The organism is Desulfovibrio ferrophilus, from assembly GCF_003966735.1.
Lineage (GTDB): Bacteria > Desulfobacterota > Desulfovibrionia > Desulfovibrionales > Desulfovibrionaceae > Desulfovibrio_Q > Desulfovibrio_Q ferrophilus.
Genome location: NZ_AP017378.1, coordinates 3,576,541 through 3,592,842 on the forward strand (window position 1 = coordinate 3,576,541; position 16,302 = coordinate 3,592,842).

General features: G+C 58.0%; 9 protein-coding genes. All 9 read left to right on the forward strand.

All coding sequences use genetic code 11. The annotated features are described in order from the left end of the window. Positions 1-205: 205 nt before the first annotated feature. The 9 genes from nifJ (at position 206) to EL361_RS16360 (ending at position 16,287) form a co-directional block, all read left to right on the forward strand. Positions 206-3,859: a pyruvate:ferredoxin (flavodoxin) oxidoreductase gene (nifJ, locus tag EL361_RS16320; protein ID WP_126381026.1), complete on the forward strand. Its 3,654-nt coding sequence runs from the start codon at positions 206-208 to the stop codon at positions 3,857-3,859. Positions 3,860-4,349: 490 nt separating this feature from the next. Beyond that, positions 4,350-6,059, forward strand: a complete 1,710-nt coding sequence (locus EL361_RS16325; protein WP_126381028.1) for an L-lactate permease — start codon at positions 4,350-4,352, stop codon at positions 6,057-6,059. A 138-nt stretch (positions 6,060-6,197) separates the two neighbouring features. Further along, a complete protein-coding gene (locus tag EL361_RS16330; RefSeq protein ID WP_126381030.1) occupies positions 6,198-7,580 on the forward strand; it encodes an FAD-binding oxidoreductase in 1,383 nt (460 codons plus the stop codon). Positions 7,581-7,584: 4 nt separating this feature from the next. Further along, on the forward strand, positions 7,585-8,877 hold the full coding sequence (locus EL361_RS16335) for a (Fe-S)-binding protein (RefSeq protein ID WP_126381032.1): 1,293 nt from the start codon (positions 7,585-7,587) through the stop codon (positions 8,875-8,877). Positions 8,878-8,932: 55 nt separating this feature from the next. Then, positions 8,933-11,044, forward strand: coding sequence for a phosphate acetyltransferase (pta, locus tag EL361_RS16340; protein ID WP_126381034.1), 2,112 nt, complete (start codon positions 8,933-8,935; stop codon positions 11,042-11,044). 1 nt (position 11,045) lies between these two features. After that, a complete protein-coding gene (locus tag EL361_RS16345) occupies positions 11,046-12,248 on the forward strand; it encodes an acetate kinase (protein WP_126381036.1) in 1,203 nt (400 codons plus the stop codon). Between the two features lie 68 nt (positions 12,249-12,316). Next, a complete protein-coding gene (locus EL361_RS16350) occupies positions 12,317-12,946 on the forward strand; it encodes a LutC/YkgG family protein (RefSeq protein ID WP_126381038.1) in 630 nt (209 codons plus the stop codon). 2 nt (positions 12,947-12,948) lie between these two features. Continuing rightward, positions 12,949-15,108, forward strand: coding sequence for an L-lactate dehydrogenase (quinone) large subunit LdhH (gene ldhH, locus EL361_RS16355; protein ID WP_126381041.1), 2,160 nt, complete (start codon positions 12,949-12,951; stop codon positions 15,106-15,108). A gap of 159 nt (positions 15,109-15,267) precedes the next feature. Further along, positions 15,268-16,287: an alpha-hydroxy-acid oxidizing protein gene (locus tag EL361_RS16360; RefSeq protein ID WP_126381043.1), complete on the forward strand. Its 1,020-nt coding sequence runs from the start codon at positions 15,268-15,270 to the stop codon at positions 16,285-16,287. Positions 16,288-16,302: the final 15 nt, after the last annotated feature.

Genomic DNA, 16,302 nt, shown 5'->3' on the forward strand with positions numbered 1-16,302 from the left:
TCGGACCTTGGGGTCTTGAAAGTCGTCAAGAGTCGGCCTAGATTGGTTGCGCGCTCAATCGGGTGGCTTGAAATGCCGTGATATCACATGAATGGCACGGAATTTGTTCTAGGGGATCATCGTTTTATGCCTGGCCGGTTCTTTCGGGCTGTGGCTTTAAGGAAGAGAAGATCCGTACATTTTCAAATAAAGGAGAGGTAACCCAATGCCTAAGAAAATGAAAACTATGGACGGGAATACAGCTGCTGCACACATCGCTTATGCGTTGTCTGATTCCTCAGCTATCTATCCCATCACGCCTTCCACGCCTATGGGCGAACTGTCTGACGACTGGGCTGCCGCTGGCCTGAAGAACATTTTCGGTCAGACCGTCGACGTCAAACAGATGCAGTCCGAGGCCGGAGCTGCCGGTGCCATGCACGGCATGCTGGCGGCCGGTGCCCTGACCAGCACCTTCACCGCCTCCCAGGGCCTGCTGCTGATGATCCCCAACATGTATAAGATGTCCGGCGAACTGCTGCCCGGCGTCTTCCATGTCACTGCCCGAGCCATTGCAGCCCATGCGCTGTCAATCTTCGGCGATCATCAGGACGTCATGGCCTGCCGCCAGACCGGCTTCTCCATGCTGGCTTCCGGTTCCGTTCAGGAAGCCATGGATATGGCTCTTGTGGCGCATTTGTCCGCCATCGAGTCCAGCGTGCCTTTCCTGCACTTCTTTGACGGCTTCCGGACCTCCCATGAGATTCAGAAGGTCGAGGTCATCGACTACGAAGACATCAAGAAGATCGTGAACTGGGAAGCCATCGAGGATTTCCGTGCCCGCGCTGCCAACCCCGAGCATCCCGAGATTCGTGGTACTGCCCAGAACCCCGATATTTACTACCAGGGGCGTGAGGCCGCCAACTCCTTCTACGACGCCGTGCCCGGCATCGTGGCCGAGTCCATGAAGAAGGTCGCTTCCATCACCGGCCGCAAGTACAAGCTCTTTGATTACGTTGGTGATCCCGAGGCCGACCGTGTTGTCGTGTCCATGGGTTCCTCCAACGAGTGTCTGGAAGAGGTTGTCAACTACCTGAACAGCCAGGGTGAGCGCGTTGGTCTGATCAAGGTTCGCCTGTTCCGTCCGTTCGTGACCGACTCCTTCCTGGAGGCTCTGCCCGCCACCGCGAGCACCGTCACTGTCCTGGACCGCACCAAGGAGCCTGGCGCCATCGGTGACCCCATGTACATGGACATCTGCACCGCCTTCATGGAGAAGAGTCACGCCCCCACCGTCGTGGCCGGTCGTTACGGTCTCGGATCCAAGGAGTTCACTCCTGCCATGGCGCGTGCCGTGTTCGACAATATGAAGTCTGCCCAGCCCAAGACCAAGTTCAACGTGGGCATCATCGACGATGTGACCAACACTTCACTGGAAGTCGAGGCCGCCCTGGATACCACCCCCGAAGGCACCGTGCAGTGCAAGTTCTGGGGCCTGGGTGCCGACGGTACCGTTGGCGCCAACAAGAGCGCCATCAAGATCATCGGTGACAACACCGACATGTACGCCCAGGGTTACTTCGCCTACGACTCCAAGAAGTCCGGCGGTATCACCGTGTCGCACCTGCGCTTTGGTGACAGCCCCATCCAGTCCACCTACCTGGTCAACGCCGCTGATTACGTGGCCTGCCACAATCCGGCCTACGTGCATCAGTACGACCTGCTGGATGGTATCAAGGACGGCGGCACCTTCGTGCTGAACAGTCCCTTGAGCGCCGAGGAAATGGAAAAAGAGCTGCCTGCCGCGCTGCGCCGCACCATTGCCGAGAAGAACCTGAAGTTCTACACCATTGACGCTGTGAAGATTGCAGCCGAAGTGGGTCTTGGTGGCCGCATCAACATGGTCATGCAGACCGCCTTCTTCAAGCTGGCCAACGTGATTCCCTTCGACAAGGCCGTTGAGCTCTTGAAGGGTGCCATTCACAAAGCCTACGGCAAGAAGGGCGACAAGATCGTCAATATGAACTACGCCGCCGTGGACAAAGCCACCGAAGCCATCGTTGAGATCAAGGTGCCTGCTTCCTGGGCCGAGGCCGTGGCCGGTGACGCCGACTCCGCGTCCGAGCCCCGGTTCATCGCCGATGTGGTTCGTCCCATCCTGGGCCAGAAGGGTGATGACCTGCCGGTCTCCGCCTTTGAGCCTGATGGACTGTTCCCGGTCGCAACCGCCCAGTACGAGAAGCGCGGCGTGGCCATCAACGTGCCCGAGTGGATTGCTGACAACTGCATTCAGTGCAACCAGTGCTCCTTTGTCTGCCCGCACGCTGCCATCCGTCCCTATGTGGCCACTGACGAAGAACTCAAGGGTGCTCCGGCTGCCTTCGAGACCATTGATATCAAGGGCTCCAAGGAGCTCAAGGACATGAAGTACCGCATGCAGGTCTACGCTCAGGATTGTCTGGGTTGTGGCAACTGTGCGGACATCTGCCCGGCCAAGGAAAAGGCGCTGGTCATGAAGCCCATCGCTTCGCAGTTGGAGGCCGAGGTCCCCAATCTGGCCTTTGCCCAGGCGAGCATCACCGAGAAGTCCGGCCTGCTGGGCAAGCGCGATAACGTCAAGAACTCCCAGCTGTTCCAGCCCCTGATGGAATTCTCCGGTGCCTGCGCCGGTTGTGGCGAGACCCCCTATGTGAAGGTTCTGACCCAGTTGTTCGGTGAGCGTATGGTCATCGCCAATGCCACGGGTTGCTCCTCCATCTGGGGTGCTTCCGCTCCCACCACTCCCTACACCGTGAACCGCGAAGGCTTTGGCCCGACCTGGGGGAACTCCCTGTTCGAGGATGCTGCCGAGTTCGGTTACGGCATGGCCATGGGTGTGCAGCAACGTCGAGCCAAGTTGACCGACCTGGTGACCACCGCCCTTGAGGGTGAACTCCCGGCCGAGCTCAAGGAGGCCATGACTGGCTGGTTGGAGAACAAGGACAACGCTGAAGAGTCCAAGACCTTCGGCGACCAGATGCGTGACCTGATCTGTGTCGCAGCGCCCTCCGAGCTGCTGGAAGAGATCCTGTCCATGGATGACCTGTTCACCAAGAAGTCCAGCTGGATCTTCGGTGGTGACGGTTGGGCCTACGACATCGGTTACGGCGGTCTGGACCACGTTCTGGCTTCCGGCGAGGACATCAACGTGTTCGTCATGGACACCGAGGTGTACTCCAACACCGGCGGACAGTCCTCCAAGGCCACGCCGGTCGGTTCCATTGCCAAGTTTGCCGCTTCCGGCAAGAAGACCGGCAAGAAGGACCTGGGCCGTATGGCAATGACCTACGGATACGTGTACGTGGCTTCCGTTGCTATGGGCGCTAACAAACAGCAGTTCATGAAGGCCATCACCGAGGCCGAGGCCTACCCCGGTCCGTCCCTGGTCATCGCTTACGCCCCCTGTATCAACCAGGGCATCCGCAAGGGTATGGGCAAGACCCAGCTCGAGCAGGATCTGGCAGTGAAGTCCGGTTACTGGCCGCTGTATCGCTACAATCCTGAGTTGGCTGACCAGGGTAAGAACCCCTTCCAGCTCGATTACAAGAAGGACCCCGATGGTTCTCTGCAGGAGTTCCTGTCCGGTGAAAACCGATACGGTCTGCTGGAGCGTACCTTCCCCGAGGAGTCCAAGAAGCTGCGTGCCCAGATCGAGGCCGATTACCTCGTGCGGCATGAGCTGTTGAAGAATATGGCCGACGCTGCTCCCATTACCGTGGCGGCATCCGGTGCCACCGGTAGCGCATCCGCCGAAGACGGTGGCAAGTGCGAAGTCTCTGACACTGCTGAGCATGCCCACAAGAGCGGCGAAGCCTGTGACGACGGACGGTCCGGCAAATAACGAATAAACTGACACGTAGTGTTTCGAGTTATTAATCAACTCACCTCCATACACTACTTCTTACGCAGACGGGGCGACGCCAATAGGCGCCGCCCCGTTCTGTTTTTCGAGTCACTGGTTTTTCGAGTCTTTTTTTTCGGACAAGGTGTGACCAATCTGTCACCCAGACCGTGCTTGTTTTCACTCGCGAATGAGGTATGATGAAGGTTCTAGGATTTCGACCTCGTTTTGAACATCTTCAGATTGGTCGTTGAAGAGTGTTCGGATTCTCTCCTGGCAGGTGTCTCGCCGATCAAGAATGCTCTTTGTCCTGTTTTTCAGTCCGGTTTATCAGACCATTGGAACACCAAAAATAACCACTCAGGGGGTGTGGTCTTGTAACTTGCTGAAATGATAGTAGTAAAAAGGGGCTGAGCGATTTGGCACGCTCCTTGTTTTAGAAGGGTTGCTTTTCGTTCAACCCTAACCGATTTTTTAAAGGAGCCTGTCTATGTCTATCGGTGTTCTGGCGCTCGTCGCCGCTGTTCCCATCCTTATCGCTCTGGTGCTCATGGTCGGCATGCGCTGGCCCGCCACCAAAGCCATGCCTCTGGCCTGGTTGGCCGCAGCTCTGGGCGCCATCGGCGTTTGGGGCCTGCCCGTCGGTTACGTGACCGCATTGACCCTGCAGGGATTTGTGACCGCCATCGGCATCCTGATCATCGTCTTCGGCGCCATCCTGATTCTGCGCACGCTGCAGCACTCGGGCGGCATGGAGACCATCCAGTATGGCATGCAGAACATCACCGCTGACCGTCGCATCCAGGCGATCATCATCGGTTACATGTTCGCCGCTTTCATCGAAGGCGCTGCCGGTTTCGGTACTCCTGCCGCACTGGCCGCACCGCTGCTGCTGTCCCTGGGCTTCCCCCCGCTGGCCGCCGCAGTTATCTGCCTTGTGTTCAACTCTTTCCCCGTGACCTTCGGCGCAGTCGGTACCCCCGTTGTGCTGGGTCTGAAGTTCCTGGCTCCCTCCGTGAACGACGCTGTCGCTTCCGGCGCCGCAGTGAACTTTGCCAACATGGGCGACTTCAACATGGTCGTCGGCCAGTGGGCCACCCTGATGCACCTCGGCATGATCTTCATCCTGCCGGTCTTCATGCTTGGCTTCATCACTCGTTTCTTCGGTCCCAAGCGCAGCTGGGCTGATGGGTTCGCTGCCTGGAAGTTCTGTATCTTCGCCGCAGTGTCCTTCACCGTTCCCTATCTGTTCTTTGCTTGGAATGTTGGCCCCGAGTTCCCGTCCCTGATCGGTGGACTGATTGGTCTTGGTGTCATCGTGGCCGGTGCTAAGGCCGGTTTCTGCATGCCCAAGGAATCTTTTGATTTCGGCCCCTCCGACAAGTGGGAGCCTGAGTGGACCGGTTCCGTCAAGTCTGATGGCACCACCGAGTTCAAGGCTCACATGAGCCAGTTCAAGGCCTGGTTGCCTTACATTCTGATCGGCCTGATTCTGGTCGTGACCCGTATCCCAGAGCTCGGCCTGAAGGGTATGCTCGCTGGCGTGGCCATCAAGTTCAGCCACATCCTGGGCTTTGAGTCTGTCAACGCCAAGATCGCTTATCTGTACCTGCCCGGTACCATTCCGTTCATGCTGGTGGCCGTCCTGACCATCTTCATTCACGGCATGCCCGGCGACAAGGTTAAGATGGCCTGGGGCCAGGCTATCGCCACCATGAAGAACCCCACCATCGCCCTGTTCGCTGCAGTTGCCCTGGTGTCCATCTTCCGTGGCTCCGGCATTGCCGATGTTGCTCTGAATCCCAACGCCTATCCTTCCATGCCTCTGGCCATGGCCAAGGCTGTGGCTGGCGTGGCCGGTAATGCATGGCCCGTTTTTGCCTCCTTCGTGGGTGGCCTGGGTGCCTTCATCACCGGTTCCAACACCGTCTCCGACCTGCTGTTCGCTGAATTCCAGTGGGGCGTTGCAACTCAGCTTGATCTGCCCCGTCAGATCATCGTGGCCGCGCAGGCTGTCGGTGGTGGCATGGGTAACATGATCTGCATCCACAACATCGTGGCTGTGTGCGCCGTTGTCGGTCTCTCCGGCATGGAAGGTCAGATTCTCAAGAAGACCGTCTGGCCCTTCCTGCTTTACGGCACCGTGGTTGGCATCGTTGCCAGCCTGATGAGCTTCGTCTTCCTTCCGCACCTTTTCTAGGTTCGGATTGAAGAGTCGCGCGTTGGTCCATGTCGGTATCCGACGCGCACAGGCAAAACCGAAACGCATTCCCCGGGGCTGGGCTTGCCCGGCCCCGGGGTCAACATACAAGACAAGAATCTTTAGGAGAATAAGTCCATGCCCAGTGATGCCCTTACTAAAGAATTTCAGGCCATCGTCGGAAAGGAAAATGTCCTGGAGTCCGAGGCCGATCGTCACTCCTACTCATATGACTCGGCTGTACTCGATCCGGTGGTTCCCGAACTGGCTGTCCGCCCCACCACGAGCGAGGAGCTGGGCAAGGTTGTCCGTCTCTGCAACCAGCACGGATTGCCTCTGACCCCCCGCGGGTCCGGGACAAACCTCTCCGGCGGCACCATTCCTGCGCAGGGTGGCATCGTGCTGCTGACCAATGCCCTCAATAAGATTGTCGAGATCAACGAGGAAGACCTCTACGCCGTGGTTCAGCCCGGTGTGGTGACCGCGACTTTTGCGAACGAAGTGGCCAAGCGCGGCCTGTTCTACCCCCCGGACCCGGGTTCTCAGGCTGTGTCCACCCTGGGTGGCAACGTGGCCGAAAACGCAGGTGGCCTGCGTGGCCTGAAGTACGGCGTGACCAAGGACTACGTCATGGGCGTCGATTTCTTCGATGTGAACGGCGAGCTGGTCAAGTCCGGTTCCCGTACCGTGAAGTGTGTGACCGGTCTGAATCTCTCCGCCCTCCAGGTGGCCTCCGAGGGCACCATGGGCGTGTTCAACGAAATCATCCTGAAGCTGGTTCCGCCCCCGGCGGCCAACAAGGCCATGATGGCCATCTTCGATGATATCGATAAAGCCTCCGAAACCGTGGCCTCCATCATTGCCCATCACATCGTGCCTTGCACCCTTGAGCTGCTGGACAACGCCACCATCAACTATGTCGAGGACTTCACCAAGGCCGGTCTGCCCACCAGCGCCCAGGCAATCCTGCTGATCGAAGTGGACGGCCATGCCGCCCAGGTCGCAGAGGAAGCCGAGAAGGTCGTGGAGTTGTGCAAGAAGGCTGGCGCTGTGGAAGTCAAGGCGGCCAAGGACGAGGCCGAGCGCAACAAGCTGTGGGAAGCCCGCCGCGCCGCGCTGCCTGCCCTTGCCCGTGCCAAACCGACCACCGTACTCGAGGACGCCACTGTGCCTCGTTCCCAGATTCCGGCCATGATTCGAGCTATCAACGAGATCGGCAAGAAGTACAGGCTTGATATCGGTACCTTCGGTCACGCTGGCGACGGCAACCTGCATCCGACCATCCTGTGCGACAAGCGGGACAAGGAAGAATTCCATCGCGTGGAAGAGGCCGTTGACGAGATCTTCGACGTGGCTCTGTCCCTCAAGGGAACCCTGTCTGGTGAGCACGGCATTGGCCTGGCCAAGTCCAAGTGGCTGGAGAAGGAAACCTCCCCCGCCACCATCGCTTATGCCAAGGCTTTGAAGGCTGCTATTGATCCCAAGGGGATCCTGAACCCCGGCAAGATCATCGGAGGTTAATGAAATGGCAGACCTCCATAAATTAGCCATCATGCTCCAGGAGCTTGACGATCAGATGGTCGCCTGCATGAAGTGCGGGATGTGCCAGGCTGTGTGTCCTGTCTTCGCGGAAACCATGAATGAGTCCGATGTGACCCGAGGCAAGATCGCTCTGCTGGAGAATCTGGCGCACGAGATGATTGCCGACGCTCAGGGTGTGAAGGAAAAACTGAACAAGTGTCTGTTGTGCGGTTCCTGTGCTGCCAACTGCCCCTCGGGCGTGCAGATCATGGACATCTTCCTGAAAGGCCGTGTCATCGTGAACGGTTATCTGGGGTTGTCCCCGGTCAAGAAGGCCATTTTCAGAGGCATGCTGACCAAGCCGACCCTGTTCAATGCGCTCTTGTCCTTTGGTGGGAAGTTCCAGGGACTGTTCACCTCCAAGGTGGACGACCTGCTGGGTTCTTCCTGCTCGAAGATCATGTCTCCGCTGATCGGTGATCGTCATTTCCTGACCCTGGCTGAAAAGCCGTTCCGCAAGATCGCTTCCGGACTGGACACTGCCCCCGGCAAGTCCGGCCTGAAGGTGGCGTTCTTCCCCGGTTGTGTTGTGGACAAGATGCTACCCCATGTGGGCGAGGCTGTGCTCAAGGTCATGAAGCACCACGGCGTTGGCGTGTTCCTGCCCAAGGGACAGGCCTGCTGCGGTATTCCGACTCTGAGTTCCGGTGATCGTGAGTCCTTTGACAAGCTGGTGAAGCTTAACGTCAAGGCCTTCAGGAAGGGCAAATACGATGCGTTGATCACTCCCTGTGCCACCTGCACTGCCACCATCAAGGAAATGTGGCCCAAGTTCGCCGAGAATTATCCCGCCGAACTCAAGGCCGATGTTCTGGCCATGGCCGAGAAAGCCATGGATGTGAGTCAATTCCTGGTGGACAAGGTTGGAGTCAAGACCGTGGATTCTCCCACTGGCGGCACGCGCGTGACGTATCACGACCCTTGCCACCTGGTGAAATCTCTCGGTGTTTCCGCTCAGCCCCGCACGGTGTTGGGTGCCTGCAAGGATTATGATTTTGTTGAAATGTCTGAGGCGAATCGCTGTTGCGGCAACGGCGGTACCTTCAATCTACATCATTACGAGGTCTCCAAGAAGATTGGCCAGCGCAAGCGCGACAATGTCGTTGCTTCCAAGGCCGACGTTGTGGCCACGAGCTGTCCTGCCTGCATGATGCAGCTGACGGATACGCTCTCTCGTAACGGCGACCGCATCGCCGTGCGCCACGCCGTGGAAATCTACGCGGAGTCCCTGGATTAGTCAGGCTTGGGCGGGCCTTCGGGTCCGCCCTGAGCCTTTTGAGGAGCCCGAATCCATGTCCAAGTCCCTGTACATCACCGCCACCGAGTCACGAAGCGGGAAGAGCGCCATCGCCCTGGGCGTCATGCAGATGCTGTTGAACGATCTGCGCAATGTGGCCTTCTTCCGCCCGATCATCAATGACAACGTGGGGGGCCGCCCGGATCACGATATCAATCTGATCCTGACGCATTTCAATCTCGAAATTCCCTATGAGGATACATATGCCTACACGCTTTCCGAAGCGCGTGAGCTGATTAATGCGGGCCAGCATGCTTTGCTTCTCGAAAACATCTTGAACAAGTTCAAGACGCTGGAGAGCAGCTATGATTTCGTGCTGTGTGAAGGGTCCGATTTTTTGGGCAAAGACCCGGCGTTTGAGTTCGAACTCAATGCCGATATTGCCGCCAACATGGGCGCTCCTGTCATCCTGGTGGCCAGCGGCAGGAACAAGGGCTTCAAGGAAGTGGTCGAATCGACCCAACTGACCATCGAGACCCTGGAAGAGAAGGGCCTCGATCTCGTGGCCTGCATCGTCAACCGTGTCGAGAACGGTGATGGTGCGGAGATCACCGGCAACCTGAAGTGCAAGATTCGTTGCGAACAGCCGCTTCTGGTCTATGCCATTTCCGAGGATGCCTCGCTGGGCAATCCCACCATGGGTGATGTGAGTAAGTGGCTGAACGGACAGATTCTGTACGGGCACGGGCGCATGGATACCCTGGTTCAGGAATATGTCATCGCCGCCATGCAGGTCGGCAATTTTCTGGAATACACTTCTGCGGGAAGCCTGATCATCACCCCCGGTGATCGCGAGGACATCATTCTCGCCAGCCTGGCTTCGCGGCTTTCGTCTTCCTATCCCGATGTGGCGGGCATCCTGCTGACCGGCGGGTTGCAGCCTTCCACCAATGTCCATCGTCTGATCGAAGGATGGACTGGTGTTCCGGTTCCTGTGGTGTCCGTGCCGGACAACACCTTCAAGACCACCCGCCTGCTGTCCGAACTCTACGGGCGCATTGATCCCGAGGATCAGCGCAAGATCGCCTCGGCTCTGGGCAATTTTGAATCCTGTGTGGATGTGCCGGAACTGAGTGGTCGCCTCGGGCAGACCAAAGCCCGGCGCGTGACCCCCAAGATGTTCGAATACAATCTGGTGGCACAGGCCAAGGCCAACAAGATGCGCATCGTGATGCCCGAGGGTGACTGCGAGCGTGTGCTGCGTGCGGCAGATATCCTGTCCCGCCGGGGTGTGGCTGATCTGGTGCTGCTCGGTCGTGAGGACAATATCAGAGCCAAGATTTCCAATCTGGGGTTGACTCTGGAGAACGTCCAGATTGTGGATCCGACCAAAAGCGAACATCTGGAAGCGTATGCCGAGGCCTATTTCGAAGCCCGCAAGCACAAGGGCATTCTTCTGGAAGACGCCCGCGATCGCATGCAGGACGCCACCTACTTCGGAACCATGATGGTCCAGAAGGGTGATGCCGACGGCATGGTCTCCGGTGCGCAGAACACCACGGCCCATACCATCCGCCCGGCCTTCGAGTTCGTGAAGACCAAGCCCGGTGCGAGTATCGTTTCCTCCGTGTTCCTGATGTGCATGAAGGATCGCGTTCATGTGTACGGCGATTGCGCGGTGAACCCTGATCCCAATGCCGAGCAACTGGCCGAGATCGCCCTGGGTTCTGCCGAGACCGCTCGTGTCTTCGGTGTCGAGCCCCGTGTGGCCATGCTGTCGTATTCCACCGGCCAGTCCGGTCGGGGTGAACAGGTGGACAAGGTCAAGGAAGCGACCCGTATCGCTCAGGAACGCGGCGTCGAGGGCGTGGCCATTGAAGGTCCCTTGCAGTTCGATGCCGCAGTGGACCCTGACGTGGCCAAGACCAAGATGCCCAACAGCGAAGTGGCTGGCAGGGCGACCGTGTTCATCTTCCCGGACCTGAACACCGGCAACAATACTTACAAGGCAGTGCAGCGTTCTTCGGGCGCCGTGGCCATTGGCCCGGTCTTGCAGGGTTTGAACAAGCCCGTGAACGACCTGTCCCGAGGTTGCACTGTTCCCGATATCGTCAACACCGTGGCCATCACCGCCATCCAGGCGCAGGCCGAAAAAGGACTGATTTAACATGAAGATTCTGGTCATCAACTCTGGCAGCTCGTCCATTAAATACCAGCTGTTGGATATGGAAAACGACAGCGTGCTGGCTTCCGGCGTGATCGAATGCATCGGGCTGGAGCAGGGCATTCTGACCCACAAGAAAGCCCCTGACACCGATGCCGCAATAAAGATTGTTGTCGAACAGCCCATCCCCGATCACGCAGTGGGAATGCATCTGGCGGTTGACGCACTGACCCATCCCGAGCATGGCGTCATCACCGATGCCTCCGAGATTGACGGCGTTGGTCACCGCATCGTGCATGGTGGTGAGAAATTCACCACTCCGATGCTTGTCGATCAATCCGTGATTGATGGCATCAGAGAGGTCGCCGATTTGGCGCCCCTGCACAATCTTGCCCACCTGACGGGCATTGAAGTGGCTCAGTCCATCTTCAAGTGCAAGCATGTGACCGTGTTCGATACAGCCTTCCATCAGACCATGCCTGCCAAGGCATACCAGTACGCCATCCCTTATGAGATCTACGAGGAGCTGCACGTGCGCCGTTATGGCTTCCACGGCACCTCTCACAAATACGTGGCCCGGCGTACCGCCGAGCTGCTGGGCAAGCCTGCCGAGGACCTGAACATCATCACCGTGCACCTGGGCAACGGTTCGTCCCTCGCTGCCATTCAGGGCGGCAAGTGCATCGACACCTCCATGGGCATGACTCCTCTGGCCGGTGTGATCATGGGCACCCGCTCGGGCAACGTCGATCCCGCTGTGCTGAAGTTCATCGCCGAGAAAAAGGGCCTGAGCATTCAGGAAGTCGAGGAAATGCTGACCAAGCGCTCCGGACTGGTGGGCATCTGTGGCATGAGCGACATGCGTGACATTCATTCCGCCATCGAAAAGGGCGACGAGCGTGCCAAGCTGGCCCTGGATATGGTTTGCCACCGGGTGCGTCAGTATATTGGTGCCTACTGGGCCGAGCTGGGTCGGGTGGATGCCATCGTCTTTACCGCAGGCATTGGCGAGAACGACGACATCGTGCGTCTGGGTGTCCTGAAGGGCATGGAGCCCATGGGTGTGATTCTGGACGAGGCCGCCAATGCCAAGCGCGCCGGGGAATGGGCACGCATCAGTACTCCTGAGAGCAAGGTGGACGTGCTTGTAGTTCGCACCAATGAAGAGCTTGAGATCGCACGCGAGACAGTCAAATTCGTTAAATAGAAGTGAGAAATAGACCTCTCCGGCCCTGGGGACTGGGCCGGAGGGGATCAATTACCAGGGAGTAAGAAATGACAGCGACAAAGAACGTGGTGGAGACTTTCACTACCAAGGCGGGACTCGTTTCTGCGGTCGTCTCCGAGGTGAAAACCTTGAAAGAGGCCTACGAGTACACCGTTGATTTGTGCGATAAGAAAGAGATGTGCCAACTGCTGGTTTCCGGCTGTGAGTTGAATCTTTCCGAAGGGTCCGAGAAGCTCTGCGAAGAGAAGACCAGCAAGATCATTGCTGCTCCTGGCATGAAGAAGCAACAGTACAGCGCTCTGGCAAAGCTGGCCGAAGGCAAGGGCTTTGAACTTATCGACAGCGGCCTGCGCAAGTATCTGGCTGGCATCGACATCGGGTTCACTATCTGTGACCTGGGCATCGCCGAGACAGGCACTCTGGTCCTGAATTCCGCAAGCGAAGATGTCCGTCTTGCCACCATGGTCGCCGAAACGCATGTGGCCGTGCTTCCCAAATCCAAGTTGCGCGCGACTTCCTATGATGCCGAGGCCGAAGTGCTCGAATTCATGAAGAACATCCCCAATTATTTGGCCTTTATTACCGGCGCTTCCCGTACCGCCGATATCGAACGTGTTCTGGCCCTGGGTGTTCACGGTCCGCTGGAACTGCACATCCTGCTCTGGGAGGACAAATAATCATGCAAGATACTAAAAATCTCCAAGGCTACCGTGAGGATTGCAAGGAAGCCCTGAATGACGAGTTTCTGCGCGAGGCAATGGACGCTTTTGCCATTGCCTACCGCACCAACCGTGCCAATGCCTTTGCCGACATGGATGAGCGAGATCTGATCGCCAAGATTGCCGACGCCAAGGACGCTGGAATCAGCCGCTTGCCCGAGCTGTATGCAGAGTTCAAGGCCAATGCGGAAAAGGCCGGGGTCAAGGTCCATCTGGCCAAGACCGCTGCCGAGGCCAACGAGATGATCGCTCAGATCGCCCGCGAAGAGAACTGCAAGAAGATCGTCAAGTCCAAGTCCATGACCGCAGAGGAGACTCTGCTCAATCATCATCTGGAAGCCGAGAATTTCGATGTGGTCGAGACAGACCTGGGTGAATGGATCATTCAGCTCAGACACGAAGGCCCCTCGCACATGGTCATGCCCGCCATTCACCTGTCGCGCTATCAGGTGGCGGACCTGTTTACCGATGTCACTGGCAAGAAGCAGGAAGTGGACATCGAGAAGCTGGTCAAGGTGGCTCGCCGCGAACTGCGTAGCGAATACATCCAGGCCGACATGGGCATTACTGGTGCCAACTTTGCCGTATGCGAAACCGGCGGCATTGGTCTGATCACCAACGAGGGCAACGCCCGTCTGGTCTCCACCTTGCCGCGTGTCCACGTTACTCTGTGCGGTCTGGACAAGCTGACCCCCACGCTGCATGACGCCTTGCGCATTATCAAGGCCCTGCCGCGTAACGCCACTGGACAGGCCATTACCTCGTACGTGACCTGGATTACCGGCGCCAACGAGTGTGCTCCTGGTCCCGACGGCAAGAAGGTCTCTCATATCATCTTCCTGGACAATGGCCGTTCGGCCATGGCCGAGGACAAGGACTTCCGTCAGATTCTGCGCTGCGTGCGCTGTGGTGCCTGTGCCAATGTCTGTCCGGTCTACCGCCTGGTGGGTGGACACAAGATGGGCCATATCTACATTGGTGCCATTGGCCTGCTGCTGACCTACTTCTTCCATGGCCGTGACAAGGCCAAGAACCTGGTCCAGAACTGCATTAACTGTGGCGCCTGCAAGAGCGTTTGTGCTGCTGGCATCGATCTGCCGCGACTGATCAAGGAAGTGCACGCCCGCATTCAGGATGAGGACGGCCATGCTCTGCCCAGCGTCCTGCTTGGCAAGGTCATGAAGAACCGCAAGCTTTTCCATACGCTGCTCAAGACCGCCAAATGGGGCCAGAAGCCCATCAAGAAAGGCAATACCGGATACATCCGCCATCTGCCCATGATCTTCGGCAAGGAGCAGGATTTCCGCGCTCTACCCGCAGTGGCTGATCGGGCCTTCCGCGATGACTGGGAAAAGATCAAGCCGATTGTGGAAAATGCCAAATATCGTGTGGCTCTGTTCTCGGGCTGTGTGCAGGATTTCGTGTACCCCGAGCAGATGAAGGCCGGCGTGAAGGTCATGTCCGGACATGGGGCTGACATGGACTTCCCCATGGGCCAGTCCTGCTGCGGTCTCCCCCTGACCATGATGGGTGAGTCCGTCGCTGCCCGTGATGTGGCCGAGCAGAACGTCAAGGCCATTGACCCAGGCAAGTTCGACTACATCGTCACCCTGTGCGCCTCGTGTGCCTCGCATCTGAAACATGCCTACCCCAAAATCCTGGGTGATGATCCGCGCATGGCCGATGCCGCTCGTCGCTTTGCTGATAAGGTTATCGACTTCAGTTCGTTTGTCTACGACGTGCTGGGAGTTCGCAGGGATGACTTCAAGGACGTCAATGTCAACACCAAGACCACGTACCATGCACCGTGTCATCTGTGCCGCGGGCTGGAAGTGACCGAGGCTCCTCGTCAGCTGATGGTTGAATCCGGATTGGATTATATCCCGTCCGCCGAGGAAGACGTCTGTTGCGGATTCGGTGGGACCTTCTCCATGAAGTTCCCCGAAGAATCCAAGGAGCTGCTCAACAAGAAGCTCAACAACGCTGCCGCCACCGGTGCACAGCAGCTTGTCACCGATTGCCCCGGTTGCGTGATGCAGCTGCGCGGTGGAGCCGAAGTCCGTAAAGACGGATTCCGCGTGCGGCATATCGCCGAGGCTTTGGCCGACCAGAAAAAATAATGATCAGGCGGGGGCGCATGCGCCCCCGTCCACTCATACACACACCCACCTCTCATTCGGTCCGACCATCCGTCGCATCCATACACCCCAAGGTACCCCACCATCTGGGTGCGGCGGATAGGCCGGGCGCCGAATCATCTTGGTGACCAGGGCGAAATCATGACCGACAACACCTTTCAGAAAGCCAGAGAATCGCTTCAGGGATTCTGCCATGTCTGTCCCACTTGTGACGGCGGTGCCTGTGCGGGTGATGTGCCTGGCATGGGTGGCTTGGGGACGGGCAGTTCGTTTGCGGCTAATATCCAGGCTCTGGACGACTGCCGTTTGAATATGCGCGTGCTGCACGATGTGACCGAGCCGGAAACCCGTGTGAATGTATTGGGTATGGAATTATCCTTTCCTGTACTGGCAGCGCCCATCGGCGGTGTGTCCTCCAATATGGGGGGCAGGGTGTCCGAGGAAAGCTTTGTGGGTGCTGTCATTGGTGGCGCGGTGAGCGGCGGCATCATTGGCTGCACTGGCGATGGCGGCCCTGATTTTATCCATGAAGCCGGCTTCGAGGCAATACGCAAGGCTGGCGGCAAGGGCATTCCGTTTATCAAGCCATGGGAAGAACTCGAACTCTTTCGCAAGATCGAAAAGGCCGAAACACTGGGCGTCACTGCCATAGGCATGGACGTGGACGCCGCGGGGCTGCTTGCACTCAAGCAGATGGGCCGTTCCGTTTCACCCAAATCACCGGCCAAACTGGCCCGAATCATACGCCACACGCCTCTCAAATTCGTGGTCAAGGGTATCATGACCCCTGACGAGGCAAGGATTGCCGTGGAAGCAGGAGCGGACGCCATCGTGGTCTCCAACCACGGGGGGCGGGTCCTGGATTATACACCCGGTGTGGCCGAAGTACTGCCCTGGATTGCCGAGGCCGTTAAAGGTCAGGCCACCATTCTGGCCGACGGTGGAGTGCGCAGTGGGGGTGATGTTTTGAAGATGCTTGCACTGGGGGCGGATGCCGTTATGATTGGCAGACCGTTCGCCATTGCCGCCATGGGTGGCGGCCGCAGTGGAGTGGAAGAGCAGGTCAGGCAGCTGAAGCGGGAGCTTGAGCAGGCCATGATCCTGACCGGAACCATGAGAGCCGATTCGGTCAGTCGATCCGTGTTGTACGGTCGAAGATAGTTTTTCCACGAGTAT